This window comes from Cupriavidus cauae, assembly GCF_026210475.1.
Taxonomy (GTDB): Bacteria; Pseudomonadota; Gammaproteobacteria; order Burkholderiales; family Burkholderiaceae; genus Cupriavidus; species Cupriavidus cauae.
Window position 1 is genome coordinate 2220641 of the sequence record NZ_CP080294.1, and the last position, 23396, is coordinate 2244036.

Annotated in this window: 23 protein-coding genes and 1 pseudogene; 8 read left to right on the top strand and 16 right to left on the bottom strand. The window is 67.3% G+C overall.

Annotation, left to right across the window (positions count from 1 at the left end):
- Window positions 1-408: 408 nt before the first annotated feature.
- The 6 genes from KZ686_RS25215 to KZ686_RS25240 all read right to left on the bottom strand — a co-directional run bounded on the left by KZ686_RS25215 (window position 409) and on the right by KZ686_RS25240 (window position 7886).
- On the bottom strand, window positions 409-1392 hold the full coding sequence (locus tag KZ686_RS25215) for an NAD(P)H-dependent flavin oxidoreductase (protein ID WP_265633985.1): 984 nt from the start codon (window positions 1390-1392) through the stop codon (window positions 409-411).
- The gene (locus tag KZ686_RS25220; RefSeq protein ID WP_265633987.1) at window positions 1389-2417 is read right to left on the bottom strand and encodes an NAD(P)H-dependent flavin oxidoreductase; all 1029 of its coding nucleotides are present in this window, start codon (window positions 2415-2417) and stop codon (window positions 1389-1391) included. Before KZ686_RS25220 ends, KZ686_RS25215 begins: the two co-directional genes overlap by 4 nt.
- Complete coding sequence (locus KZ686_RS25225) at window positions 2404-3555, bottom strand: CaiB/BaiF CoA transferase family protein (protein WP_265633989.1); 1152 nt, start codon at window positions 3553-3555, stop codon at window positions 2404-2406. Before KZ686_RS25225 ends, KZ686_RS25220 begins: the two co-directional genes overlap by 14 nt.
- Entirely contained in the window at window positions 3552-5708 is a 2157-nt protein-coding gene (locus tag KZ686_RS25230) for an acetate--CoA ligase family protein (protein ID WP_265635429.1), read from the bottom strand. Before KZ686_RS25230 ends, KZ686_RS25225 begins: the two co-directional genes overlap by 4 nt.
- A gap of 95 nt (window positions 5709-5803) precedes the next feature.
- The gene (locus KZ686_RS25235) at window positions 5804-6952 is read right to left on the bottom strand and encodes an acyl-CoA dehydrogenase family protein (RefSeq protein ID WP_149318352.1); all 1149 of its coding nucleotides are present in this window, start codon (window positions 6950-6952) and stop codon (window positions 5804-5806) included.
- A gap of 121 nt (window positions 6953-7073) precedes the next feature.
- Window positions 7074-7886, bottom strand: a complete 813-nt coding sequence (locus KZ686_RS25240; RefSeq protein ID WP_149318351.1) for an IclR family transcriptional regulator — start codon at window positions 7884-7886, stop codon at window positions 7074-7076.
- 218 nt (window positions 7887-8104) lie between these two features.
- On the opposite strand from KZ686_RS25240, the gene KZ686_RS25245 reads away from it, so the two are divergent.
- The 6 genes from KZ686_RS25245 to KZ686_RS25270 all read left to right on the top strand — a co-directional run bounded on the left by KZ686_RS25245 (window position 8105) and on the right by KZ686_RS25270 (window position 13688).
- Window positions 8105-9097: a Bug family tripartite tricarboxylate transporter substrate binding protein gene (locus KZ686_RS25245; RefSeq protein WP_150084876.1), complete on the top strand. Its 993-nt coding sequence runs from the start codon at window positions 8105-8107 to the stop codon at window positions 9095-9097.
- Between the two features lie 85 nt (window positions 9098-9182).
- On the top strand, window positions 9183-9611 hold the full coding sequence (locus KZ686_RS25250; RefSeq protein WP_265633996.1) for a Zn-ribbon domain-containing OB-fold protein: 429 nt from the start codon (window positions 9183-9185) through the stop codon (window positions 9609-9611).
- Entirely contained in the window at window positions 9608-10762 is a 1155-nt protein-coding gene (locus KZ686_RS25255; RefSeq protein ID WP_265633998.1) for a thiolase family protein, read from the top strand. The genes KZ686_RS25250 and KZ686_RS25255 overlap by 4 nt, the downstream gene beginning before the upstream one ends.
- A gap of 48 nt (window positions 10763-10810) precedes the next feature.
- Entirely contained in the window at window positions 10811-11620 is an 810-nt protein-coding gene (locus tag KZ686_RS25260; RefSeq protein WP_265633999.1) for an enoyl-CoA hydratase/isomerase family protein, read from the top strand.
- A gap of 104 nt (window positions 11621-11724) precedes the next feature.
- Complete coding sequence (locus tag KZ686_RS25265; RefSeq protein WP_265635431.1) at window positions 11725-12540, top strand: SDR family NAD(P)-dependent oxidoreductase; 816 nt, start codon at window positions 11725-11727, stop codon at window positions 12538-12540.
- Window positions 12541-12662: 122 nt separating this feature from the next.
- Window positions 12663-13688 (top strand): LacI family DNA-binding transcriptional regulator, encoded by a 1026-nt coding sequence (locus KZ686_RS25270; RefSeq protein WP_150084872.1) that lies wholly within the window; start codon window positions 12663-12665, stop codon window positions 13686-13688.
- Window positions 13689-13756: 68 nt separating this feature from the next.
- Here KZ686_RS25270 and KZ686_RS25275 read toward each other — a convergent pair whose 3' ends face one another.
- The 10 genes and pseudogenes from KZ686_RS25275 to KZ686_RS25320 form a co-directional block, all read right to left on the bottom strand.
- A complete protein-coding gene (locus tag KZ686_RS25275) occupies window positions 13757-14371 on the bottom strand; it encodes a quinone oxidoreductase family protein (RefSeq protein ID WP_265634003.1) in 615 nt (204 codons plus the stop codon).
- On the bottom strand, window positions 14353-14739 hold the full coding sequence (locus KZ686_RS25280; RefSeq protein WP_265634004.1) for an alcohol dehydrogenase catalytic domain-containing protein: 387 nt from the start codon (window positions 14737-14739) through the stop codon (window positions 14353-14355). The genes KZ686_RS25275 and KZ686_RS25280 overlap by 19 nt, the downstream gene beginning before the upstream one ends.
- Before the next feature lie 136 nt (window positions 14740-14875).
- Window positions 14876-14959: pseudogene (locus tag KZ686_RS25285) on the bottom strand (antibiotic biosynthesis monooxygenase); the annotation flags it as partial.
- A gap of 50 nt (window positions 14960-15009) precedes the next feature.
- Window positions 15010-15300 (bottom strand): DUF1330 domain-containing protein, encoded by a 291-nt coding sequence (locus tag KZ686_RS25290; RefSeq protein WP_265634007.1) that lies wholly within the window; start codon window positions 15298-15300, stop codon window positions 15010-15012.
- Window positions 15301-15478: 178 nt separating this feature from the next.
- Window positions 15479-16438 (bottom strand): tripartite tricarboxylate transporter substrate binding protein, encoded by a 960-nt coding sequence (locus tag KZ686_RS25295; RefSeq protein ID WP_226106287.1) that lies wholly within the window; start codon window positions 16436-16438, stop codon window positions 15479-15481.
- 286 nt (window positions 16439-16724) lie between these two features.
- Window positions 16725-17549 (bottom strand): alpha/beta fold hydrolase, encoded by an 825-nt coding sequence (locus tag KZ686_RS25300; protein ID WP_265634009.1) that lies wholly within the window; start codon window positions 17547-17549, stop codon window positions 16725-16727.
- Window positions 17550-17849: 300 nt separating this feature from the next.
- Complete coding sequence (locus KZ686_RS25305; RefSeq protein WP_265635434.1) at window positions 17850-18647, bottom strand: metallophosphoesterase family protein; 798 nt, start codon at window positions 18645-18647, stop codon at window positions 17850-17852.
- A 2-nt stretch (window positions 18648-18649) separates the two neighbouring features.
- The gene (locus tag KZ686_RS25310) at window positions 18650-19630 is read right to left on the bottom strand and encodes a diacylglycerol/lipid kinase family protein (RefSeq protein WP_265634012.1); all 981 of its coding nucleotides are present in this window, start codon (window positions 19628-19630) and stop codon (window positions 18650-18652) included.
- 138 nt (window positions 19631-19768) lie between these two features.
- The gene (locus KZ686_RS25315; RefSeq protein WP_149318342.1) at window positions 19769-20740 is read right to left on the bottom strand and encodes a TIGR03571 family LLM class oxidoreductase; all 972 of its coding nucleotides are present in this window, start codon (window positions 20738-20740) and stop codon (window positions 19769-19771) included.
- Between the two features lie 96 nt (window positions 20741-20836).
- Window positions 20837-22168 carry a sensor histidine kinase gene (locus tag KZ686_RS25320; RefSeq protein WP_265634015.1) on the bottom strand — a complete coding sequence of 444 codons (1332 nt, stop codon included), beginning with the start codon at window positions 22166-22168 and terminating at the stop codon, window positions 20837-20839.
- Between the two features lie 194 nt (window positions 22169-22362).
- Between KZ686_RS25320 and KZ686_RS25325 the strand changes: the two genes are divergently transcribed.
- Window positions 22363-22821 (top strand): helix-turn-helix transcriptional regulator, encoded by a 459-nt coding sequence (locus KZ686_RS25325; protein ID WP_265634017.1) that lies wholly within the window; start codon window positions 22363-22365, stop codon window positions 22819-22821.
- A 119-nt stretch (window positions 22822-22940) separates the two neighbouring features.
- Complete coding sequence (locus KZ686_RS25330) at window positions 22941-23351, top strand: VOC family protein (protein WP_265634018.1); 411 nt, start codon at window positions 22941-22943, stop codon at window positions 23349-23351.
- The last annotated feature ends 45 nt before the right edge of the window (window positions 23352-23396 follow it).

Sequence of the window (23396 nt, forward strand, 5' to 3'; positions counted from 1 at the left end):
CGGGGGGCGCGAGCACGTGCAAACGGTAGAGAGAGCACACGGCGCTCCCGGCATAGTCGCCGGCTGTGCCGTCATCGAAACTGCCAGCCTCCGAAAGGTGAGCGCCTAGGGGCGGGTAACAAATTTATGCAAAAACGGGTAACAAATTTATGCAAATTAACGCCAACCGACTGGGACGTCGTCAACGGATTCCGTCCTATTTAACATAAGAAGTATTATCGGCGGCACGAGTGTTCGCCGTTTTTTCTAATGTCGTAACGCCTGGGGCACGTGCTGGAGATCGCGGCCAAGGTGCAGGCATTGCGCGACGACCGGCAGACCACCAGGGCCGTCGCGCACGAACAGCGGTCAGGCGCCAGCGCGAGCCAGGAAAAAAGGCCCCGCAAAGCGGCCGCGCTGCAGCGGGACTCAGTGTCGATTGCGCGAGCCGGAAAGCCGCGGCTCTGCCTCTTCATACTCTATTGCCAGCTCCTCCACGACCTCTGCCACACTGCTGACGGCCTTCACCCCCGACACCGAGTGCCCGGCGCTCCAAAGGTCCGCCCAGCGTTGGATCACCGCGCCGTCGGCACCGCCGCCAAACCGGCTGCGGGCTTCATGTACGGACACCGATTCGTCGAGCTGCTGCGGATCGAGTCCGACGCGGCGAATCGACGGGACCAGGAAATTGGCCGGCAAACCGGTAAACGCTCGCGTCGTCACCACATCGTCGAGCGTGCTGTTGCACAGCATCGCCTTGTAGTCCTCGCTGGCCAGGCTCTCCCGCGTCCCGATAAAGCGCGTGCCCATCGATACGAGGTCGCAGCCGAGGACCGTGGCTGCCCGCAGCGCAATACCGTCCATCATGCCGCCCGCCAGTATCAGCGGGCCATGGAAGAATGCCCGCACCGCCCGCACGAAGGCAAACGGATTGGCCCAGCCCGTGTGGCCGCCGGCGCCCGCGGTGAGCAACACGAGGCCATCGGTGCCGGCATCCAGGGCGCGGCGGGCGTGGTGCAAGGTGGCGACGTCGGCAAACACGCAGGAGCCCGCCGCTCGCAATGCGGGCATGGCGGCGGCCGGCGAGCCGACGCTGGTGATCACCACCTCGGGTCGATAGCTGGCGATCAATTCGACCTCGGCGCGCAGCTTGGCCGGGTCGCGCCGCATGATCAGGTTGGGGCAATACGCGCCATGGTGCGGTGCGCCGTTGCGCGTGGCCTCTGCGGCTTCGGTCGATAGCCGCGCCAGCCAGGCATCGAGTTCGTCCAGCGAGCGGCAATTGGCGGTCGGGAAGGCGCCGACCACACCGGCGCGACACGCCGCCGATACCAGTTCGATGCCGGACACGCGCAGCATCGGCGCGGCGACGACGGGGACCTTCAGGCGTTCCAGGAATGGCAGCGTCGTCATGATTTCACACGTATCCGATGATCCAGAGAATCGAAGCAGGCCACCGCCTCGGCAAGCAGCGTGGCGACGATCTCAGCCAGCGGCTCGACCCGGCGTGCAAACGCAATGGAAGGCCCCAGCGACACCATGCCGTGCTGCCACTGGCCCTCGCGATAGCAACGGTCGCGTGTGTTGCGACCATCGAGCAGATCGCCATACGCGGCATAGTCGCGCGCACCATCGCGCTCGAGCGCGGCGACTTGCTCGGCGGTGGCATTGCGCAGCACGCGCCAGGTGTTGCCGAGCGAGCGCAACACCGCGACGGTTGCATGCTCGTCGCATTCGACCAGATGGCGCTTGTACGCCGGATGCGCCTCGACTTCCTCGCTGACCAGGAAGCGGCTGCCGATCACGGCGCCATCGAGTCCCTGCGCCAGCAGTGCCGCGATCTGCCGTCCATGGCCGATGCCGCCACCGATGGCGATGGGCACCCGCACGCGGTCTTGCGCAAGCGCCCCGAGCAACATCGACGGCAGTTCGTTGAGGCCGGGATGGCCGCCCTCCTCCATGCCGACCAGCGCCACCGCGTCGGCGCCATCGCGCTCGGCGGCCAGCGCATGGCGAATGCTGGACGCCTTGTGCAGGACGATGCCACCACCGTCGTGGATACGCCGGATCAGTTCCCCCGGGCCCCGGCCCGCGGTCTCGAAATGGCGCACGCCACAACGGAGCGCGGCATCGAGCCAGTCGAGCACGGCATCATTGCCGGCGGAACGCCCCGACAGAGTCAGGTTGACGCCGAATGGCCGCCCTTCGGTCAGCAAGGCGCACTGGCGCAACGCGCCTTCGAACGCGGGGCGATCCTCGAACGAACGTGGCGTGATGAAGCCCATGCAACCAGCATTGACGAGCGCGGCGACGTAGCGCGGCTGTGACAGCCACATCAGCCCGCCGCCCAGGATCGGATGGTCGATGCCGAACAGCTCGGTCAGCCGCGTGCGGAACGGCCCGCTGTGCTGCCCACGCGATGGATCACCGCCCGCCATCGCCCCGGCCCTGCTGTCGGCGCGCACTGTCCAGCGCAGGGGCGCGTCCCGGACCCATCGCGCTCATGCCCTCCAGGGGGACGGGAAAGCGCGCCAGCGGCAAAGGCGCATCGGCGCTGCCCGGATCGAACCGATCGCGCTCCCGGAACTGCGCCAGCGCACCGACGTCGTTGGGTGCGACGACCGGCGCAACTGGCACATCGGCCCGCGCGAGCAGCGCGAACGCGCGGTCGCGCTCGTACGCGGCGAGCGCTTCGGCCAGACGCGCGTTGATGGCAGCGGCGTCGGGCTTGCGTGCGGCGATGCCATGCCAGCGCTCGCCGTCGAACGGCGCCATCGGCAACGCCTCGCACAGCCGCTTCCAGAAATGGTCCTCGAGCGCGGCCACCGACAGATATTCGCCGTCGCTGCAGCGGAACGCGCCATAGGCCGGTTTGACCAGCGTCGCTTCGCGCTGCTCGGCGAGCGAGCCTGCCCCCGCCTCGCGCCAGGCGCCGAAGCGTGCGTTCATCCAGTGCAGCGCGCTGTCGGCGAGTGCGACGTCCAGGTACTGGCCACGGCCGCTTCGCTCGCGCTGCAGCAAGGCGGCGAGCGTGGCGGACAGCGCGTACATCGCACCGCACAGGTCGGCCAGCGGCAGGCCGAACGACTGCGCGGGACCGCCGCGCTGCTCCCCCGATACCGCCAGCGCACCGCACGCTGCGAGGTAATTGATGTCATGGCCTGGCAACTGCGCCCACGGTCCCTGCTGGCCATAACCGCTCAGCGACACGTGTACCAGGCGCGGAAAGCGCGCCTGCAGCGTAGCGGCGTCGAGCCCCAGCCGGGCCATCACGCCGGGCCGGTAGGATTCGACCAGCACGTCGGCCTCGTCCAGCAGCGCAAGCACTTCACGGCGCCCCGCTTCCTCCTTCAGATCGACGAGCAGGCTCTGCTTTCCCCGATTGACGGCCTCGAACACTCCCGGACCCATACGGCGCGCGTTGTCGCCGTGCGGCGGGCGCTCGATCTTGATCACCCGGGCGCCCAGTTCCGCCAGGTTTTGCGTAAAGAATGGTCCGGGCAGCAGCTCGCTCAAGTCGATGACGGTGACGCCGTCCAGCGGCGGCGCGACGGCAGTGGGATCGGCGGCGCTCATGCGCGAGCCTCCGGTGGCTGTCGCGCGACGATCACCGCATCGAGCGGGATCGCGCCGGCGCCAGGTTTGCCGGGTTCGCTCGCAACGTCGACCCAGACCGGATTCAGGTCCATCTCCTCGATCCACGCGGCGTTGTCGCGCACGAAATCGGAGATCCGGCCGAGCAGCGCCTCCAGCGCTGCCACGTCGGCGGGCGGCCGCCCACGAATCCCTTCCAGCAATGGCCACGCGCGGATCTCGCGGATCATTGCCGCAGCCTCTCCCTTGCCGAGCGGCAGCATCCGGCGCGATACATCGCGCAGTACCTCGACATGGATGCCGCCCATGCCGAAGGTCAGCACATGGCCGAACACCGGATCACGCGTGACGCCGATCAACAGTTCCAGGCCGCGCGGCGGCGCCATCTTCTCAATCAGCACGCCGTCGATGGTGGCGTCGGGGCGATGGCGGTGCGCCGCGGCGGTGATGGCATCCCATGCCTCCTGCACCGCCGCCGCATCCTCCAGACCTACGCGCACTCCGCCGATGTCCGACTTGTGCACGATATCGGCGCTCGCGATCTTTGCCACCACGGGAAAGCCCATCGCACGCGCGATGCGCACCACATCGTCGCGCGTCCGCGCGATCTCGCACGGCAACAGCGCGATGCCGGCCTCGCGCAGCCGCGCCTTGGCGTTCGCTTCTGACAACGGCTGCGTGACGACTGCACCGTCGGCGACGCTGCTTGCAACAGTGGGCACGCGCAGTGCCAGCTCGCCCCCTTCGGCGGCGCGCCATCGGCCATAGGCGGTCCAGCGGCGAATCGCCGCGATCGCCTTGTTGACCGAGCGTGGCGGCGCGAAGCCGTGCTCGACCAGCAGCTTGTAGCCGTCGCCGAGCCGATCGCTCATCCAGATCGGCACGATTGGCGTGCTGGTGGCGCGTTGTGCGTTGACGATGTTCTGTGCCATGCGCGTGGTGGTCTCGCCGTAGTCCAGCGTAATCGGCAACACGACGAGGCCGACATTCGGATCGGCGGCGACGGCGCCCAGCGTCTTCTCCACCAGCGACGAATCGCTGAGGACGGCGGCGGTCGTGTCCACCGGGTTGCCGATGGCGGCGTAGTCGGGCAGCGTGGTGCGCAAGGTATCGGTGGTCTCGCTGGCAAACTGCGCAAGGGTCAGTCCCTCGGCACCGACCGCGTCGGCGGTCAGCGCCGAGGTGCCGCCCGACGAGCAGTAGATGGCGAGGGCATCGCGACCGGCCGGCAGTGCGCGTGCGAACAGCCATGCGGTATCGACCAGCTCGTCGATGTCGTGCACCTCGATCACCCCGAGCTGCCGGAACACCGCGCTGTTGACCTCGGCCGAACCGGTCAGCGAGGCGGTGTGCGACTGCGCGGCGCGGCGCCCATATTCCGAACGGCCGACCTTGAGCGCCACCACCGGCTTGCCGTTCGCGGCCGCGCGCTGCACGGCCGCCGCGAATCGCTCGCCATCCTTGATGCCTTCGAGCAGCGTGGCGATGACCTTGATGTCCGGTGCGTCGGCCATGTAGTGGATGAAGTCGGCGACCTGAAGGTCGACCTCGTTGCCGGTCGAAGCCCACAAGCCAATGCCGATGCCGCGCTCCATCGCCTGCATCACGTTGCGCCCGAGCCCGCCGCCCTGGGTCGCAAGCCCGATCGGACCCTTGACCAGATCGTGCGGGAACGAGGGCGAAAAGGTCATGCCGAGCTGCGCATTGACATTGGTCAACCCCGGGCAGTTCGGTCCATACAGCCGCATGCCGCTGCGTTCGGCGATGGCTTTCATGCGCTGCTGCTCGCGCTCGCCTTCCGCGCCGGTTTCGCCAAAACCCGAGCTCAGGATGATGGCGAAGCGCACGCCGCGGGAGGCGCATTCGTCGAGCACGGCGAGCACGCCGGCGGCAGGCACCACGATGACGGCGACGTCGGGCGTGTCCGGCAGCGACGCGACGCTTGGCCAGCACCGCCGCCCCATGATTTCGGTCTTGCTTGGATTGACGAGGTAGAGGTCGCCGTCGATGCACGAATGGACGACCAGGTTGGTCAGGGTCCGTTCACCGATGCTGTTGGGACGATCCGATGCGCCAACCAGCGCGATCGAGCGGGGATGGATCAGGCGGGACAGATCCGTCGTGTTGGAATGCATGACTGGTTCTCCGGAAAGGACAGTCGCCCGGGCGGCCGCGATGGGGGGCGCCCGTGACGATGGCAGCAGGCCGGCGCAATAGCGCGGGCGCGTGATCAGGCGATGGCCGACATGCCGAGAATCTCCCGGCCAACGATCAGTGTCTGTACCTCGGTGGTCCCTTCCGGAATGGTGCCGCCGCGCGTATCGCGGAAGATGCGCTCGATCGGATAGTCGGTGGCGTAACCCAGGCCGCCATGGACCTGCAGTGCCATATCGGCGACCTCGTGGGCTGCCTCGGTGGCGTACAGCTTGGCGATCGAGCAAGCGGTGCGCGCGTCCTGGTTGGCGTCCAGGGCCGCCGCTGCGCGGTAGCCGAGCGCGCGCGCGGCTTCGACGCGGACCGTCATGTCGACGATATGCTTCTGCACCAGCTGGAAGCTGCCGATGGGGCGGCCGAACTGCGTGCGCGTGCGGGCATAGTCGATCGACAGGTCGAGCGCAGCCTGGGCCGCGCCCACGGCGCCCATGGCGATATTGACGCGGGCGGCATCGAGTCCCTTGAGCATCCGCTTGAGGGCGCTGCCCTCCGTGCCAAGCAGGTTGGCGCGCGGAATGCGTACGTTGTCGAAGTTGAGCTCCGCGGTACCGGTGCTGCGCAACACCATGGTGTCCACGCGCCGCACTTCATACGGCGTCACATCCCGCTCGACGATGAAGGTGGACAGTTGCCCGTCGCAATCGGGACTGAAGGTGCGCGCCACCACGATGGCGAAATCGGCAAAGTAGCCATTGGTGATCCACAGCTTGCGGCCATTGAGCACGTACTCGTCGCCGACCAGGTCCGCACGCGTCTGGATCTGTGCGATGTTCGAGCCCGTTCCGGGCTCGGAGATCGCGGTGCAGCAACGGCGGTCGGAACGCAGCAATGGTTGCAGGAAGCGCGTCTTCTGCTCCGGCGTGCCTTCGCTGGCGAGCTTCAGGATGCCGCCGTTGGTGATGTTGAGCATGGTGCGAAGCGACAGCCAGGCGTAGCCCGCCTCTTCCATCAGCATGCCCCACGTAACGTGGTCCAGCCCCATGCCGCCCTCGGACTCGGGCAGGCGGCCGCCGATATAGCCGAACTGAGACAACCCCTTGAGGATTTCAAAGGGAAAGGTATGTGCCTTGTCATGTTCGGCCACCAGCGGCGCGACCTCGCTCTTCATGTAGCGACGGATGCTGTCGCGCAACAGCACCTGCTCGTTGTCCGGTACGAAATGCATGGGGTGTCTCCTTTGTCTTGTTGCCCGTTGGCCGCCACGAAGGCCGCCCCGATGGCTTCCATGATGGCGGTACGCCATGGCGTACCGCTAACCCTTTGCGTCCTTCCCGGCGGGGCGCTCCCTACACGGCTGGTGCCCTCGCCCTGCCTGTCCTGCGCGCCGCCGTCGCGGGCGGCGAGGCCACTCCCTCGTCGGGCTCCGGACGAAACACCAGGGCCTGCACCTCGCGCAGTGCCTGCAGCATGGCGTCCTTGTTGGCGCGCAGACGGTCGACGGGTCCGGCGATCGACAGCGACAGGGGTTCGCCGCCGACATAGCCGGCCACGGCCATCGCGCCCAGCCCGTCGCCACCCTCGTTTTCCACCCAGATCCACCCCTGCCGGCGCGCCTTCGCTACCTGTGCTTCCAGCACCGACAGGTCGGTGATCGTGCCGGGCGCGATCTTCTTCAGGGGCTTGAGCCGCAATTGGCGCGCCGCTTCCTCCTGCGTGCCCAGCGCGAGGATCGCCTTGCCAAGCGCCGACACATGCAAGGCCAGCTTGTCCCCGACGTTCTGCATATAGCGCAGCGGATGGCGACCCTCGGTAAATGCCAGCACCCGCACGACGCCGCCCTCGATGCGGCCGAACAATCCGGTTTCACCGGTACGGTCCCGCAGCAGTTCGCATGCTTCGGCGCCTACCGCATAGAGCGGATCGCTCGACGATATCTCCTGAGCAATGCTGAGCAGCCGCGCGGTGGGATAGAAGCGCCTGCTGCGGGCAGTGCGTACCAGGTAGCCCAGCTCATGCAAGGTGTGAAGCAGGTCCGAGCAGCTGCTTTCCGGCAGGTCCATCAGGCGCGCCAGGTCCGAGTTCGAGAGTTCGCGTCGCTCGCGCGCAAAGACTTCGAGCAAGGCCATGGTACGGGCGGCGGCTGGTACAAGGGTCGGCATAGAGTCTCCGAAATTTCGTAATGACTCACGAATTATAGCCACATCGATCGACTACATCCGCCCTGCTTCCCGCCGCGCTCCTGTACAAATGCGCCGGGATTCCTCCGCCGCGCCTGCGTTCGCTGCTCGACTTTTCAACTTGTATATCTACGAAATGCTGGCCTATAGTACGACACACCGTAGACAAATACAAACGCAAAACGACAAGGAGACACCTCATGCAGACCCTTGGACATGCATTGGCCGGAGCGCTCGCCGCGGCTGCAGTGCTCTCGCCCGGCGCGACGTCAGCCCAGGGCGCACCAGCGAACTGGCCCAGCAAGCCGATCACCTTCGTGGTGCCGTTCACCCCGGGTGGCATCACCGACAACGTGTCACGCATGCTGGCGAAGAAGCTGGGGGAACAGCTGGGCCAGCCGGTGGTGGTGGACAACAAGCCCGGCGCCGGCGGCTCCATTGGCGTCGAAGCGGCCTCGCGACAGCCGCCGGACGGCTACACGATGATCTACGGCACGCAGGGCACGCATGCGGCCAACCTCGCGCTCTACAAGAACCTGCGCTACGACCCGATCGCGGATTTCGTGCCGGTGCACGGCATCTCTACCACGCCGCTGATCCTGGTGGTCAATGCCAGCCAGCCGTTCAAGACCGTGGCCGATGTCGTCGCCTACGCAAAGGCCCATCCCGGCAAGCTGAACTTCGCCTCGGCCGGCCCCGGCACCGGTACCCATCTGACGGCAGAGGTGTTCCAGAAGGCCGCTGGCATCGAGATGACCCACGTGCCTTACAAGGGCAGCAATCCGGCGCTGAACGACTTGACGGCCGGCAACGTCAATCTGATGTTCGACTACCCGGTCGTCGTCATGCCGTTGATCCAGGCCGGCAAGCTTCGCCCCCTTGTCGTGACGGCCAAATCGCGGCTGAAAGTCGTGCCCGATGTGCCCACCATCGCGGAAGCGGGCTATCCAGGCGCGGAGACCAGTGCATGGAGCGCGGTCTTCATGCCTGCCAGGACGCCCCCTGATATCGCCAAGCGGCTGGGCGACGAGATCGCCCGTGCCATCGCCTCCCCGGAAATGCTGGCCATCACCGAAAAGTTCGGCAGCACGCCGCTGACGGACATTCGCGATACGCGGCTGCAGTCGATGGTCAAGTCCGAAATGGTGCGGTGGCGCGAGGTGGTTCGCCAGTCCGGCGCCACGCTCCAATGACGCCCCGTACGCCCTGCGCTGTGCGCACCGTCCGCCGCCATACCTTTTTCTGCTCCACCTGCTGATTGCCCACCTCCGTCATCTCATGACCCTAGCCTCGACCGAGCCGCGCCCGCGGCACCCATCGCTCTACCGGCTGGCCGCCGATGGCCATTCGCTGGACTTCCACTATGCCCGCTGCCATCGCTGCCAGCGGCTCGCCTTTCCGGCCAACTCGCCCGGTTGCCCGCATTGCGGCTCGGCCATGGACGGTGCCGAACGCGTGACGCAGCCAGGCGGCGGCACGCTGCTCGAATATGTCACCCTGCATGTCGCGCTGGCACCCGACATGGCCGTGCCGGCCATCGCCGGCGATATCCGCCTTGCCGACGGCATCGTGGAACAGGGCGTGATCGGTGTGCCCGACGAAGCCGGACTTCGCCCCGGCATCGCCGTCAAAGCCGTGGCGGTATTCCAGCAAGACGGCCAGTCGTACCGCTGCGCCTTCGTTCCCGCGCAGGAGGCAATCCGATGAGCAGCTGGATCGACGGCAATGGTGGGGTCTACGTGGCCGGCATCGGCCTGCATCCCTATCAATTCCCCAACGACACGCCCTACACGCATCTGGGCCTGACCGCCGTGCGCGCGGCCCTGGCCGACGCCGGCTTGCGCTTCGACCAGGTCCAGAGTGCCTATGTGGGGACCACTTCGATCGGCATGGCCGCCGGCCGCGTGATGCTGCGCCATCTCGGCTCGACCGGGCTTGCCGTGACGCAGGTGGAGAACGCCTCCGCGTCCGGCTCCTTCGCCTTCCGCCAGGCCTGCCAGGAGGTGGCCGGCGGCATCAGCGACGTGGTGCTCGCGATCGGCGTAGACAAGCATGGCGACGGGCGGCGGGCGGCCAACAAGGACGGACTGGAACGGCTCTCGGATACCGCGACCATCCCGGCCGTGAAGTTCGCCATGATGGCGCGCCGCTATCTGCGCGAGCGAGGGGCCGACATCCACTCGCTGGCCGCCGTGGCCGTCAAGAACCACGGCAATGCGGCACGCAATCCTTTCGCGCAGTTCCGCAAGCCGCGCACGCTCGAGCAGGTGCTCGCCTCGCCCAAGGTGGTTGGCGACCTCACCGTGCAGCAATGCTGCCCGCGCGGCGACGGCGCCGCGGCGGTGCTGGTCGTATCCGGACAGGCGCTGCGGCGGCTCGGGCTGGATGCCGGGCGATGTGTGCGGGTGCTGGCGTCGAGCGCCAACAGCGAGCGCGACGAGAGCGAGTACGGCGACGGTGCGCTCGAGCTGGTGAAGGCGAGCGCCAGGTCGGCCTGCGAGCAGGCCGGGGTGTCGCCCATGGACCTGGACTTGCTGGAACTGCATGACGCCTTCTCGGTGGAAGAGCTGCTCTACAGCGAGGCCATCGGCGTCTGCGAGCCCGGCGAAGGCGCCGCCTACCTGGCGCGGGGCAGCTCTGCCATCAACGGACGCTGCGCCATCAATGCGTCCGGCGGACTGATCGGCATGGGCCACCCCCTTGGCCCGACCGGCATTGGCCAGATCGCCGAACTGACACGGCAATTGCGCGGCGAGGCCAGCGGCCGGCAGCACGAGCGCGCACGGCTGGGCATGGCGCACATGATCGGGCTCGGATCGGTCGCCATCGCGCACGTGCTTGCCGCGCCGGCCCGCTGAGCCAGCGGTCACGGCGCCCCGGATGCCATATCACCAGAGGAAACACGCATGACAGAGCCAACCCTGCCCCCACTCGAGACCTTGCGCTACGAGGTGCGCGAGAACGTCGCCATCGTCACGCTGAACCGACCGGAGCGGATGAATACGCTGGGCGGCACCATGAAGCCGGACCTTGCGCGGGCCATCCTGCAATATGCCCGCGAAGACCCGCGGGTAGGCGCCGTGCTGCTGACGGGCGCGGGGGACCGCGCCTTCTGCGCTGGCGCGGATATCAAGGAGCGCGCCGGCAACCAGACGCGCGGCACCGAATACTTCTTCGCCCAGCGGGCCACCCACGATCTGTTCCGCAATATCGAGACATTCGAAAAGCCGGTGATCGCCGCGATCAATGGCGTAGCGCTGGGCGGCGGCCTCGAGCTGGCGCTGTGCTGCGATATCCGTATCGCCAGCGATGCCGCGCGTTTTGGCCTTCCCGAGGTCAAGCTTGGCGTGATCCCGGCCGCGGGAGGAACGCAGCGGCTGCCCCGCCTGATCGGCGCGGCCCGCACCAAGGAACTGGTGTTCACCTCCGATCTGATCGATGCGGAAACGGCGCTGCGCTACGGCATCGTGACGCAGGTACTGCCACAGCAGGAGCTGATGCCGGCCGCGCTGGCATTGGCCCAGCGCATCGCCGCGCAGCCGCCTCTGGCGGTGCGCTTCGCCAAGCAGGCAATCGACCGGGGCTTGCAGACCGACCTGGACTCCGGACTGGAGTTCGAACGCTATGCCGCGGCGATGATCGTCGACAGCGACGATCGCAAGGAAGGCATGCGGGCGTTCGTGGAGAAGCGCAAGCCGGTGTTCACCGGACGCTAGGCGGGCCGGCACAAAGGACAGGATTGACCACGACACGCTGTGCAGCGGCATCTGCGGCAACGTTGCCGTCACGCCGCGCACGGCACAACAACGGAAGACAACTGATGAATCTCGGATTGGAAGGAAAGGTCGCGCTGGTGACCGGCGGTGGCCAGGGCGTAGGCCACCAGATCTGCATCGAACTGGCCGGCGAAGGCGCCGCGGTAGTGGTCAACGATCTGTTCGCAGAGCGCGCGCAGGCAGTGGCGGGCGACATCGAAGCGGCGGGCGGGCGGGCGTTGGCCGCTCCCGCGGATATCACCCGGCCGGAGCAGGTCGACGCCATGGTGCGGCTTGCCGCCGAACATTTCGGCAAACCGATTTCCGTGCTGGTCAATAACGCCGGAATCGTGCCCGAGCGCCGCGAAAAAGGTGGCCGTACCCCGCTGTTCCTGGACATGCCGGTGGCCGACTGGGCCAAGGTGGTCGACCTCAATGTCTACGGCACCATGTATTGCTGCCGCGCGGTGCTGCCCGGCATGATCCAGCACGGCGGAGGACGCATCGTCAATATCATCTCCGAGGCGGGACGTGTCGGTGAAGCCAAGCTGGCCGTCTATTCCGGCGCCAAGGCGGCCATCGCCGCGTTCGGCAAGGCCATCGCACGCGAGCATGGGCGCCACCGGATCACCGTCAATTCGGTCGCGCTCGGGGCGGTCTCGCATGCCGGCATCAAGGACGGCCCGCTCAGCGTCGGGGCGACCGTCGACAACGACGAACGGCTGGGCAAGATGCTCAATCTCTATCCGATCGCCAAAGGCCTTGGACGGCTATGCCGTCCGGAAGACGTCTCCGGCGTGGTGGCGTTCCTCGCATCCGAGCGAGCCCTGTTCGTTACCGGGCAGACCCTGGGTGCTTCGGGCGGTTTCGTGATGCTGTAAGCCGCGCACAGCCATGCCGCAAGGCCGCACGGCGGGGGGACTGGCCTGCCCCTTGGCACCGCCGTGCGGACTCCTTCGATCGATCGTCTGGCGCTATACTTTCGCCGAATCGAAGGAGCCTCATGGCGAACAAGCAGATCAGCATCCGGGACGTCGCCGCCCTGGCCGGCGTTTCGGTTGGTAGTGCCTCGCGAGTGATCAACGGCGCGGCCAATGTCACCCCGCAAGTCAAGGCAAAGGTCGAGCGTGCGATCTCCGCGTTGCGCTACCAGCCCAACCACGCTGCCCAGACGTTGCGTTCGCGCACCAGCAAGACGATCGGGTGCATGTTCTCCGATGTCACCAACCCGCTCTACGCGCGCGCATTCCGCTCGCTGGAAGAGCGCTTGCGCCGGGATGGCTATATGCTGCTGCTCGCCAATGGCCTGAACGACCCCCAGCGGGAAATCGACATTCTGCGCACGTTCCAGCTGCGCGGCATGGACGGTGTCATCATCGCCCCCGGCAACGAGCGGCATGCCGGCGTGCTGGACGCGGTGCGCGGCCTGACCATGCCGGCGGTGATCTACGACCGCGACATGGACGTCGATGCGGATGCCGTGCTGTTCGACCACGTCAACGGAGTGAAGGCAGCCATCGCCTACCTGTTGTCGCTGGGCCACCGGCGCATCGCACTGGCGCTCTGGCAAGTCAAGAGCCGGCCGGTGCGCCGCCGTATCCAGGGTTATCGCGCGGCGTTCAAGGAGGCCGGCCTGCCTGTGCCCGACCTGATCATCCAGGAAGCCACGCCAACCAGTTCGGCCTTCGACGACGTGTCCAGGCTGCTGCGCGAGGCCGATCCGCCCACCGCCTTCCTGGTGCAGGGCACGCAGACGCTGACCAGCACGCTGCGCGCCATCGGCAAGCAGGGCTTGCGGGTGCCGGACGATATCTCGGTGATCGGCATCGGCGACACCGAATTCGCGCAAACCTACGACCCGCCGCTGACGGTATTGCGCACGCCGGTCGATGATGTGGCCGACATGGCGGCGGAGTTGCTGCTCAAGCGCATCGCCGAACGCGACGGCCAGGACCGGCCAGCGCCGCCGCGCCATGAGCGGGTCGCCTACGAACTGGTGCTGCGCGAATCCTGCGGGGCGCGTCGCTAGGGAATCACTGCCGCCGGCGCACCGTTACCTGGTAGTCCGCGCGCAGTCAACGCGCCGTCAACGCACCCTCAACGCACAGTCAGCACGATCTTGCCGAAATGCCCGTTGGCGCGCATGTGCCGCAGCGCCTGCGGGGCCTGTTCGAGCGGGAATTCGCAGTCGATGGGCAGCCGCAGTGCGCCCCGCTCGAGCGAGCCGGACAGGTCGCGCAGCATGCGCCCGGTGATCTCGCGCACCTGCTGCGCGGTGCGCGTGCGGAAGGTGACGCCGACAAAGCGGATACGGCGCAGCGCGTGCAGGTCGAAGTCGAATTCCGCCTGCTTGCCGGCCAGCCGGCCGACATTGACGATGGTGCCGCCCAGCGCAGTGGCCCGCATCGAGGCGTTGAGCGTCGGCCCCGACAGCATGTCGACGACGATGTCCACACCGTTGCCCCCGGTATGCTGCAGAACCTGGTCCGGCCAGGTCGGGTCCCGTGTGTCCACCGCCAGATCGGCGCCGAACTCCGCCAGCCTGACACGCCGCTCCGGTTGGGTGGAGCTGCCGATGACCAGCGCCGCTCCCATTTCCCGCGCGATCTGCAGCCCCATCAGCCCCACGCCGCTCGATGCGCCGAGGATCAACACCGACTGCCCGGCATTGCCTGCGCCCAGGCCGCCGTGGGTCACCAGCGCATCGTGCATGGTTTGCAGCGCGACCGGCAGGCAGGCGGCCTGTCGCGGATCATCGCTGCCCTCTGGCAGGGGCAGCACGCGACCGCGGTCGGCAACGGCGTATCGGAGCCCATCACACGTTGTCCGGGGCGCAGCGACGGCACCCTGGCGCCGGTACGAACCACGACGCCGGACCACTCCATGCCAAGCACGGCGCCCTCGCCGCCGAGGGCGCCATGCTTCGCGCCAGCGGCCATGGCCAGGTCCGCGCGGTTGAGCGCGCACGCCTGCACCTTGACCAGCACCTCGTCCGGGCCGGGCTCGGGTACCGGCACCCGCGCGCATACGGGCGCGCCGTTCCGGCAGATCACTGCTTGCATGGTGGTGGCCGTGCTCATGAGCGGCTCCAGTCTGGTTCGTCGTCAATATGCGTGGCGGCCGGCCGTCGCCCCCGCATCAGCACCATCGATGTGACATTGATGCGCAGCGCCTCCTCCCAGGCGGCGATATCGACATCGACCGCCGCACAAATCAAGCCACGTCGGCAATCTGCTGATCGAGGCGATGGAATTCCTCGTCGTATTGACCCGCCGGAAAGATGAAAGTCGACGCAAACATGAACGGCCCTGCAGGACTGCCGAAGAACCGCGGATCATCTCGCACGGACGTCATTCGTACCCTTCGATGACGACCAGATCCGCCTCGGAGCAAGGCGCACGCAGCGCGATCAATGCCTGATAGTCCGGAGACCGGTAGCATTCGAGCGCGCGCTGGTAGCTGTCGAACTCGATCACCACCACGCGCGACCGCGGATTGCCTTCGACGACGGTCTTCTCGCCATTGCGGACCAGAAAGCGCCCGCCGAATTTTTCGAATACTGCCTTGTTGGCAGCGATGTATTTCTGATAGCCCGCCATATCGGCAATATCGACCATCGCAACCCAATAACCCTTGGCCATGTCATCCCCATCATTCGACATTGACTTGCCATGCCGCCAAGGCGCTCCGACGAGCATCCCGGTCAGGCGTCCAGACAAGTCTATAACGTACGACGGAAAAGTTCGGACCAGAAGCTCGGACCAGAAACCCGGATCAACGGGTCAGCGGCGCCCCGCCGACGGACCACAGCGATACGCCCTACTCCAACCGCGCTCCCGACTCCTTGACGACCTTGCTCCAGCGCTCGATCTCGGCATCGATATGCGCGCCGAGCGCGGCCGGCGTCGAGCCGACGGGTTCATAGCCGTTGGCCGCCAACTGCTTCTTCATCCCGGGCTCGGCGATCACCGTGGCGATCTCCTTGCTGAGCCTGTCCACCACCGCCGGCGGGGTCCCGGCCGGGGCGAGTATCGCGTACCAACCGTTGATGTCGAAGCCCGGCACGCCGGCCTCGGCGAGCGTGGGGACGTCCGGGGCCAGCGCGGCCCGCTTGCCGCTGGTCACCGCAAGGGCGCGCAGCTTGCCGCTACGAATATGCGGCATCGAGGTGGAGATGCTGTCGAAGGTCAGTTGCACCTCCCCGGCCAGCATGGCGGTCACGACCGGGGCGCTGCCCTTGTACGGGACATGGGTCATCCTGACGCCGGTCATCGAATTGAACAGTTCGCCGGCGAGATGGCCGGTATTGCCGTTGCCGGCCGAGCCGAACGTGAGCTTGCCGGGCGCGGCCTTCGCCTCGGCGATCAGTTCGCCGATGGTATTGGCGCGCAGCGACGGACTGCCGGCCACGATCAGCGGCAGGTTGGCCACCAGCGACACCGGGGCGAAGTCCTTGCGGGTGTCGTACGGCAGCCTGGGATACAGGCTGGCGTTGATCGCATGGGCCGCCAGCACCATGATCAGCGTGTGTCCGTCCGGCTTGGCTCGCGCCAGCGCCTGCGTGGCGATGGTGCCGCCGGCGCCCGGACGATATTCCAGCACGACCGGCTGCCCCAGCCGCTCCTGCAGTTTGGCGGCCACCGGACGGGCCAGCAGATCGGCGCTGCCACCGGGCGGATAGGGAATCAGCAATTGGATCGGACGAGATGGCCAGGTGTCGGCGCGCGCTGGCGCCACGGCACCGGCCAACAGGCCCGCCGCCAGCGTAGTGAGCAGCATGGCGCGACGGCGCGGCGTGAACGACTGCGTCTGACTGCCAGGCGTGGTGCCCGTCTTTCCGATTTGGCAGGCGAGCGCCTGCCGCATCCAGCGGAATGCCTTCATTCCTTGTCTCCTGTGTTATGCAGCGCGGCTCTTTGGCCAACTCATAACATAGACGGTCTGCTACAGCGCTGGAATTCGACACTGGCGAACAGGCAGTTAGGCACCGCGAAAGGCTGGGCGTATTGCGCCGCCCGCCCCCGGCACTGGCTCGCGGCCGGCGCCAGGGACGGCGAGGCGGGACTCACGCCCTGACGAAGTCGAGCAGATCCGCGTTGATGATGTCCGCATGCGTGGTACACATGCCGTGCGGGAAGCCCTCGTAGACCTTGAGGGTGCCCTGCTTCAGCAGTTTGACCGACAGCAAGGCAGAGTCCGCGATGGGAACGATCTGGTCGTCGTCGCCGTGCATCACCAGCGTCGGCACGTCGATCGACTGCAGATCTTCCGTAAAGTCGGTCTCAGAAAACGCCTTGATGCCGTGGTAGTGCGCATTGGCGCCGCCCATCATGCCCTGCCGCCACCAATTGCGTATCACACCGTCCTGTGCCGTCGTCCCCGGACGGTTGTAACCGTAGAACGGCCCGGCGGCGACATCGAGATAGAACTGGGCGCGGTTGGCCGCCAGCTGCTGGCGGAAGCCGTCGAACACCTCGAGCGGCAGTCCACCGGGATTGGCCGGCGTCTTGACCATCAGCGGCGGCACCGCACCGATCAGCACCAGCTTGGCGACGCGTCCCTTGCCGTGGCGGGCGACATAACGGGTTGCCTCGCCCCCGCCCGTTGAATGGCCGATATGGACCGCGTCGCGCAGATCCAGGTGCTCCGCCATCGCGGCCACGTCCGCGGCATAGTGGTCCATGTCGTGGCCGCTTGCCGCCTGCGTCGAGCGGCCGTGCCCCCGCCGGTCATGGGCGATGACGCGGTAGCCCTTGCCGAGGAAGAACAGCATCTGGGCGTCCCAGTCGTCGCCGCTCAGCGGCCAGCCGTGGTGAAAGACGATCGGCTGCCCCTCACCCCAATCCTTGTAGAAAATCTCGGTGCCATCCTTGGTCGCGATCATGCCCATGGTGTTGCTCCTTTCGGCTTGCTGGCTTTACCCCGGCTTTGCAGAGTGCGCGAGCATCGCCGCGGGCCGACAGCGCTACGGGCGCGCAATGGCCGCAGGCCAGAGGCGAAGAAGCGAAGCGGAACGGTTTGGGAGAGCTCGGGCTGAAGTCGATCGGGTCGACGGCAACCGCGTTCCGCCCGATCTGGTGTGACAGGAAGATTAGTCATTGAGCGGCCCATCGGCAAGGACGCCGATCCGTACCGGTAGCCGTACGGGCCAGGCGTGACCGCCAGCAAGCCGGCCGATTCCCGACCACGCTTACCGGCTGAGTTCGAGGACCTTGTTATCCACGGTGACGAACGCCCCGCCGCTCGCGTCGTAATCCCACCGCTGAACGCGACAATGGTGTCTTCCACCTTCCACGTGGTGCTCGATCACGTTCACCGAATTGGGGATGGTTCCGCGCACCCGGTGCGATACCGCCGTGCCGGCTTGTACCGCCCAGGCACGGCGGCCTGAATTCGTCGGCAGCGGCACCACGTACGGCAGGTGGATATGCCCGCCCAGCACCATGTCCGCGCCGGCATCCACCCACGCCGGTACCGCCGCATCGCGCCCGATCAGCAGATTGGCGGTATCCGATTCGACGACGGCGCGTACCGGCTGGTGCACCACGACCATACGCAGCTGCTCCGGCCGCGCCTGGCGAAGCTGCGTGCAGACGCGGTCGATCTGCTCGCGCGACACCTCGCCGTTCTTGTGCCGCGATGGCCTGGTGGTATTCACGCCGATCGCGAGGACCCGTTCATTGCTGAAGACGGGCTCGAGCGCCATACCGATCGCGCGCCGGTAGCCGCCATAGGGATTCAGGATTCGAGCCGCCACGTTGAAGAGCGGAATATCGTGATTGCCGGGGATGACCAGCGTCGGTAGTCCCAGCCTGGACAGAAACGCGCGCGCCGCGGCGAATTGGTCCGCCCTCGCCCGCTGGGTGATATCGCCCGACAGCACGACGACCTCCGGCGCCAGCTCGCGCGCCAATGCCAGCACGGCCTCCACGACGGGCGCTTGCTCGGTACCGAAATGGGTGTCGGACAGGTGCAGGACGCGGGCCACGCTCATGAGCGATCCAACCGGCTCGTGTCTCGCGGAACCAGCAACTGCAGGCGCTTCGGAGACACCGAGAAATGCAGCGGCGTGCGAGCCCAGTGAATCTCGCCGTCCATCGCCACCTTGATGCGCCGGCGGCCGCGAACGCGCACGGTCAGCGCTTCAAAGCCGAAGCTGATGACGCGCGAGGCATCGCCGAGCCGCCCCATCGCCCCCATCAGCAGCAGCCCATACAAGGCCAGCGTGCCCACCGGCTTCGCCAGCATCGCCACCAGACGGCCCTCTTCCAGATGGGCGACTTCCGGAATGCCGATCTGCTCGAGCTGCAAGCTGTTGTTGCCGACCACCAGCGTCGGGGTGCGCAACACCTGGTGTTGTCCATGGGACAGCAGCTCGAGCGTCAGCTGCGCCGGCGTGCGCATCAGCGTGACGAGGGCCGACAGCAGCGCCACCCAGCGCCGCCGGCCGAGCATCTGCTTGTAGACCTCGCGGTCTTCCAGCAGCTGCGGATACAGCCCCAGGCTGGCATTGACGAGGAACGGCCGCCCATCGAGCAGACCGACCTGTACTGGTTCGATGCGGGCATCGAGCAAGCTGGCCACGGCCTCGTCGGTTTCCCGCGAGATGCCATAGGTCCGGCCGAAGTAATTGAACGTGCCGCGCGGCAGGATGCCGAAAGGCAGCCCCGTCGGCAACACGGTTGCCGCCACCGCGTTCAAGGTGCCGTCGCCACCCACTGCGACCACCACGCCGTTGGCCTGTCTCGCGCGCTCGACAGCCATCTCGGCGACCTGCGGCAATTGTTTGGGCCGATCGACCGTGAAGATGGTATAGACGCGTCCCGCCTGGTCCAGTCGTTCTTCGATCTTCCTTCGCGTCTCCACGGCATCTTCACTGCCGGAGCCGGCGTTGAAGACGATGAAGAGCGGTTCATTGCCGGACAAGGTGGCGATGGGCTCGGCCCTTGGGCTAGCGGCTGCGTCAGGCATGGGAAGAAGATACCTGCGGCTGCGAACCAGGACAACTCCAGCCTTGCGCTGGGGAAGCCGGCCACACCGGGCCCGCAGCGGGCAACGCGCCCCTACGTTGCATCATGCATCGTGCCGGCATCGCTCGGTCATCCATCGTCATGCGTTCTCTCCGTGGTGAAACACCGGCAATACGGCTTGCGCCAGTTCGTCGATCACCTCGTCTACCGGCCGCTGCGAATTGGTGATGTTGAGCGCCACGTGATGGACGCCGGCGGCCCGCATCTCTTCGAGGATGGCAACGAGAGGCTGGGCGCCAGTCCGGTATCCAAGATTCAATGCCGTCGGCGGTTCCAATGCGTTCTCGCTCAATTCCAGGCGGACCGCCACGCCGAAGGCGCGGAAACGTCCCGGCGCGGTGCGCTCGCAGGCCGCGCGCCACATGCTGTGCCGGTCCCGCTGGGTAGCGGGATCGCGGTGGTAGGTCATCCAGCCGATGGCATGCCGGGCGATCCAGTCCACGCTCTGTCCGCCCGAACCGACCGCCAGCAATGGCACTGCGCGCTGCTGGCGCGGCAGCAGGTAGAACGCGGTCCCATCGTCGGCCTCGCGATCCGGCACCACGTGCGACGGCAGCCCGACCGCCGCACCGACGACCTCCCAATGCTGGCGGAACAGCTCCCGCCGCGCGTTGCCGTCCTGCCCGAACGCCGCGTATTCGGGCGGACGATCGCCGGAGCCAAGGCCGAGAACAAAGCGTCCTCCAGACAGCTCCTGCACGGAGATCGCCGCCTTGGCGATATGCAAGGGATGGCGCAATGGCAGGACCACCGCACCACTGACCAGCATCACGCGGCGCGTGCGCGTGGCCAGTCCCCCGAGGAACACCCAGGGATCGAGATGGCCGATCGGGTCGGGATAGTCCGCGCTGTTGAGCGGCACGTCGCGGACCCACAGGGCACGGAACCCCGCCGCATCCGCCCGCTGGGCCAGATCGAGTTGCGCGGCATAGTCGGGCACCGTCTGTCCCTCGCGAAGCAGCGGCATCACGAGGCCGATCGACAGTTCGTGCTCGCGAAAGAGCGCGGACGCAGCGCTCTGCTGAAGCGGCGAGGTGCTGAAGTCGGACATGGTCCATCCGTCAGGGTTGGTCTCGGACGGATGATGCCACGCGTGGCGGCGCGCTGCCCTTCGGTGGTATCGCGTTCGGACAGACGCCCCGTCATGTCATGCGGTGGCCGCCGTGCCCGGATTCGCCGCGGGCGGCGCGGTTCGCAGCGGCAATACCACCCTCGCGACCAGCCCCGGCCGGCCATCCGCACGTCCCATCAGATCGACGCGGCCGCCGAGATTGCCTGCAATCGTCTGCACGATGGCCAGCCCGAGCCCGCTGCCCTCTTCGTCGGTCGCGCCGCCGCGATAGAAACGCTCGAAGACCCGCGCGCGCGCCGCCTCGGGAATGCCCGGCCCAGTGTCGGCCACTTCGATCACGACATCGCCCTTGCCATCGCCCTTGCCATTGCCGTCGCCCTTGCCTTCCCCTTCGTCGCGGCGCACGCTCAGGTCCACCCGCCCTCCCCGGCCGCCATACCGGATGGCGTTGTCCGCCAGGTTCTTGATCAGCATGCGCAGGTCCGTCTCCGTGGCGGCGAGCCGCACCTCGTCGAGCCGCTCCACGCCCAGGTCGACGCGGCGGTCGACGGCGAGCGGCAGCAGGTCGGTCACGACATCGCTGACGACCGCGGCCACTGCCACGTTATCCAGCGCGCGGGGCGTGCCGATTTCCGCGCGGGCCAGTTCGAGCAATTTGGCGATCAGGGTTCCCGTGCGACGGATGCCGCGGCGCAGCTCTTCCAGTTGTTCGTCGATGTGGTCGCGCGGCGCGTGGATCAGGTTCTCGACCTGCAACTGCAGGGCGGTCAGCGGCGACCGCAGTTCATGCGCGGCATTTGCGATGAAGCTGCGCTCCGTGTCGATCAGCCCGGATAGCCGGACCATCATCCGGTTGACCGATTCGAGAAAGGGTCGCAGTTCCTCGGGCGCCGTGCCGGTATCGACGGGCTCCAGGTGATTGAGGTCGGCCTGCGCCACGCGCTCGCCGATCACGCTCAATGGCCGCAGCGCGTCCCTGACGCTGACGCGGATCGCCCACAACAGCACCGGCAGCAACACCACGACCGGAATCACGGCCCATGCCGCCACGCGCCGGGCATTGGCCGTCCGAACCGCCCGCTGCTGGGCAATCTGCATGTAGGCGTCGCCCGCCTGCAGCGCAAACACGTCCCAGACGATCCCGCCGGTCTCCACGTCGGAGAAGCCCAGCTGCGCCTTTGGAAGCGGCACCCATGGCGCGCTGCTGTGTCCCGGCCGGACGCCGTCCCCCGGCCCCCAGGTCTGCACCAGCACGGGGGGCGCCGCCGGCGGCTTGCCGTGGGACGGTGCCGGCATGACTGGCGGCGCGGCCTGGATGGCGGCGGCAGCCTGCCGCAAGTCGTCGTTGAACTCGGCGGCGGCCTGGTGGACGACGATCCAGGCGCCGATCCCGCCCAGCAATCCCACCAGCAGCGCGAGACTGCCAAGCGACAGGCTCAGACGGCGATGCAGCGATCCGATGGCAGCAGATTTGGCCATGTCCGGCTCCGGTCGAGTTCACGACTCAAGTGTGGGCGATCGGCTCCCCGATGCCAATTGACGCGCGCCGATCCGGGCAGGCACCGGTTGAGGGTGCGCAGCGGGCATGGCAGCATACGGCGATGCCTGCCGCCCCTCCCGCCACCTCCACCCCCACCGACACCGTCCTCCGTGACCTCGCCCGCCTGCGCCGCGTCCGCGATCGCATCGACCGGGACTACGCCCAGCCCTTGGACGTCGAAGCGCTGGCTCAGGGCGTTCATATGTCGGCGGGCCATCTGAGCCGGCAGTTCCGGCTGGCCTATGGCGAATCCGTCTATGCCTACCTGATGACGCGGCGCATCGAGCGCGCGATGGCGCTGCTGCGCCGCGGCGACCTGAGCGTGACCGAGGTCTGCTTCGCGGTCGGATGCTCGTCGCTGGGCACGTTCAGCACCCGCTTCACCGAGCTGGTCGGCGTCCCGCCCAGCGTTTACCGGCGCGACTACGCGAGCCAGGCCGAGGGCATCCCGTCCTGCGTCGCCAGGCAGGTGACGCGACCGATCAGGAATCGAGAAGCGCGGGAACAGGCGTCCGTCTAGACTGCCGTCCAGGGTCCGGACCCTGCCGCGACGACCGCGACAACCGCCTCAACCGCGACTCCCGCGACGGCGAAGACGCCCGCGGCCAAACGCTCGATTGCCCATCACGGAGACTGATCTTGGATATCACGATTCACTCGACCTTCCTGCCCCACGCCGACCCGGAGGCCTCGCTGGCCTTCTATCGCGACACGCTCGACTTCGAGGTCCGCAAGGATGTCGCCTTTGGCGACCATCGCTGGATCACCGTCGGCCCGAAGGACCAACCCGAGACGTCCATCGTGCTGTACCCGCCCAACGCCACGCCGGGGGTCACGGACCAGGAAAAGCGCACCATCGCCGAGATGATGGCCAAGGGCACCTTCGCGATGCTGCTGCTTGGCGCCAAGGACCTCGAGGCGGTGTTCCAGCGCCTGCAGGACTGCGACGCGGAGATCGTCCAGGAGCCGACCGACCAACCCTACGGCGTGCGCGATCTCGGCGTGCGCGATCCGGCCGGCAACATGATCCGGATTCAGCAGCGCAAGTAGGGCTCGCCCGGCGTGGGGGCTGGCTCGCCTTCGGTCGAGCCGGCC